The organism is uncultured Campylobacter sp. (assembly GCF_938045405.1).
Classification (GTDB): Bacteria; Campylobacterota; Campylobacteria; order Campylobacterales; family Campylobacteraceae; genus Campylobacter_B.
The window spans coordinates 1-2,826 of the sequence record NZ_CALIMW010000052.1; the positions used below are offsets into that span (position 1 = coordinate 1).

Consider the following 2,826-nt stretch of genomic DNA (forward strand, 5'->3'; position numbering starts at 1 on the left):
AAGCTCTAAAAGCTGTTTCAGCGCGAAATACTCTTCGATGCGCGCCTTGGGCTTTTGCAGCGAATGGTGGTCTTTGTTTAGCTGAGCGGTAACGCCCTCGATGGACATCTTGTGTTTGGCGGTCTTTTCAAAAGGTACCTCCAAAACCCAGTCCAGATAGCTCTGCACGAGCCCCGCATCGGCGCTGTCCGGATGAAGGCGGGCAAATTTATCGATCTGCTTTTTGATCTCTTTATAGGCATCCTCTCCCAAATACGGCTTTTTGGCTTCCAGCTTTTTGCGGTATTCCTCGATCTCGACGTCGCGATCGGCATCGCCGCCGAGCTCCTTTTGGATCTGCTTGAGTTGCTCTTTTAAAAAATACTCTTTGTTCGTCTTATCGATCTTGGAGTGAACTTTGCTTTTGATCTCCTTTTCGAGCCTCTGCGCTTCGATCTCGTCGGAGATGTAGTTGATGAGGTTGAAAAGACGCTTTTGCAAGTTGCTCTCGGTAAAAAATGAGTAGGCTACCTGCTTTTTTAGGCGCAGTGCGCTTAAAATCAGGTCGCAAACGCGCGCTGCGTCGGTGCCGTCGTCGATGGTCTTTAGCAGATCGTTCGGGAAAAAATGCGTGAGCGTGCTAAGCGTCTTGGTTTTTTCCTTTAGCACGCTTACCAGCGCGTCTAGCTTCTGATCGTTGCCGCGCTCGTCATGGATGATATCGACGGTAGCGATTAGCGGATCTTGTGAAATTTCTTTTATGATTTTGCCTTTTAGCGCGCCTTGAAATAAAATTTTAACCCGACCGTCCGGAAGCGGCACGGTTCTCATCACGGAGCCCACGACGCCTGCGTTATAGATACCGCCGAAGCTTCTATCGCCGCTAAATTCCGACTTTGAGCTTACGACCATTATCATAGATTCGTTTTTGGCGGCTAGATCAAGGGCTTTTTTATTATGCTCGTCGCCGATGAAAAGGGGCGCTATCATAAACGGATATAAAAATAGCTCGTCCTCGACGATGATAGGCAGATCGCTAGGGAAGGTTGTATTTTGCATCAGTTGCATCGCTCCTCCTACTCAAAAATCGCGCGGTACCAAGGCGAGCGCGGTTTGATGACGTCGGTGCCGTTTAGCGGGGATTCCTTGATGCGCTGCTCGTAGATTTTGGCAGAACTTTCGCGGTCGGTGCGCTGGTAAAGGTCTTTGATGTCGATATTTAGCTGATGCTCGGCAAGCCTGAGCTTCGTTAGCATCGTCTCAAGTAGCGGACGATACTCGCTCTGCGGGTATTCAGCTATAAATTTTCGAATTTCGTCGATGCTGTTTAGCATTAGCTTTTGGTTGCGATTTGGGCGGCTAAAGGAATCGAAATTTGCTCTAATTTTTAGAAATCTTGCGTATTCGATCTTTTGCGTCGTGCCGTAGAGACGGATATATTCGTCTAGGTATTTGTTTGCTTTCTCGTAGTTTTCATCCTCCACAAAAGCCCACGCCATAATGAGTGTCATCTCCTCAAGCAGCGGAGAGGCGATATGCTCGCTAGAAAAGCTAGTGTAGTGCTTCTCGGCATCCTCCATGCTGGCGTTATTGATATCTTCTAAAATTTTAGAATACCATGCCTCGGGGCTTAGATTAAAAAGCTCGCCGTCGCCTTTGCCACTGCAGCCGCCGATAAACGCGATAAATAGGAGAGCGGATAGAATTTTACTTAGATTTGTCATAAAAAATCCTTGGAATTTATTTAGCTCGTAATTTTATAGTCTTTGAGTAAATGCAAGCTTAAATTCCGCGTTCAAATTTAAAAATGGAATTTCTTTAAAATTTTTGTGCGTTCGGGCTTAAAAATCTTTGTAAATCGAAAAAATTTACGCGATAAATTCTAAATTTAAGTTTAACAATAGTATAATTAGCGCCGATAACGCAGAGTAAGTTTGCGTTTCCGTAATTTCAAAATTTTAAAGAAAGGATGTAAGATGAAAAAAGGTTTTACTCTAATTGAGCTGATCTTTACCATCGTGATTTTAGCGATCACTACGATGGCGATCCCGCGCATCGTCGCGCAAACCACCGAGCTAAACGCCCTCGCGATCAAAGAGGAGCTCGTATATAACGCCAAAGCTTTAATGTCTCGCGTATCTAAGGCGCAATGGGATAGTGCGTATGCTAATGATGCTACATGCGGAGGCGATGCGAGCTGCATGGATAGAATTTTGACCGTAACTCCAGGCGTAGATGATTCGGGCAATAGTACCAAGGAAGTTAGACCGGGGATTTTACCGGAAGCTAGTCAGCGTGGAATCAGCTCCCAAACTCCGGCTACAAAAAAGCAATTTGGTAGAAATGGAATTTCGGTTGGTGGAGGTCGTTATAACGATATTGACGACTACGACCAGTTCACGACCGATATAAGAGTCGGTGATCTGGTAGGCTCTAGCAGCAAGGGTGACTTCATTCTAAATACTAGGATTAATATAGATGTGGATTATGTAGCAGAGCCTTTTACTGCTGCGCAGTATGCTACCGGTACCGATATAAGTGGTGTTCTTAGTGATCAGCCATCCAATGGCGCTGTTACCAATATCAAGATGGTTAGGGTTGCTGCTACGGATCTCAACGATGCTGTAGCGAGAGACGGTGCTGCTAAATCAGTCGTTTTAAAAGCGTTTTTATCTAATATCGGCGTCGGCGTCCAGACAACCGTTACTAGACGATATAACTGACAGGAGCGCGAGATGAAAAAAGGTTTTACCCTTATAGAGCTAGTGTTTGTTATCGTAGTGCTAGGTATCATCTCGATGTTTGGTGCCGATCTATACACGAAGATCTACAAATCCTACGTACATG

At 45.4% G+C, this 2,826-nt stretch carries 4 protein-coding genes; 2 read left to right on the top strand and 2 right to left on the bottom strand.

The features are described 5' to 3' along the window. Positions 1-1,047: LON peptidase substrate-binding domain-containing protein (locus tag Q0140_RS01590; protein WP_297960981.1), on the bottom strand; the 1,047-nt coding region annotated here is incomplete at its 3' end. An 8-nt stretch (positions 1,048-1,055) separates the two neighbouring features. After that, on the bottom strand, positions 1,056-1,703 hold the full coding sequence (gene bamD / locus Q0140_RS01595; protein WP_297960983.1) for an outer membrane protein assembly factor BamD: 648 nt from the start codon (positions 1,701-1,703) through the stop codon (positions 1,056-1,058). A 252-nt stretch (positions 1,704-1,955) separates the two neighbouring features. Between bamD and Q0140_RS01600 the strand changes: the two genes are divergently transcribed. Both Q0140_RS01600 and Q0140_RS12605 read left to right on the top strand, forming a co-directional pair. Beyond that, the gene (locus tag Q0140_RS01600; protein ID WP_297960986.1) at positions 1,956-2,702 is read left to right on the top strand and encodes a type II secretion system protein; all 747 of its coding nucleotides are present in this window, start codon (positions 1,956-1,958) and stop codon (positions 2,700-2,702) included. Positions 2,703-2,714: 12 nt separating this feature from the next. Further along, positions 2,715-2,826, top strand: a 112-nt coding sequence (locus tag Q0140_RS12605; RefSeq protein ID WP_366112820.1) for a prepilin-type N-terminal cleavage/methylation domain-containing protein, incomplete at its 3' end; no start/stop codon positions are given.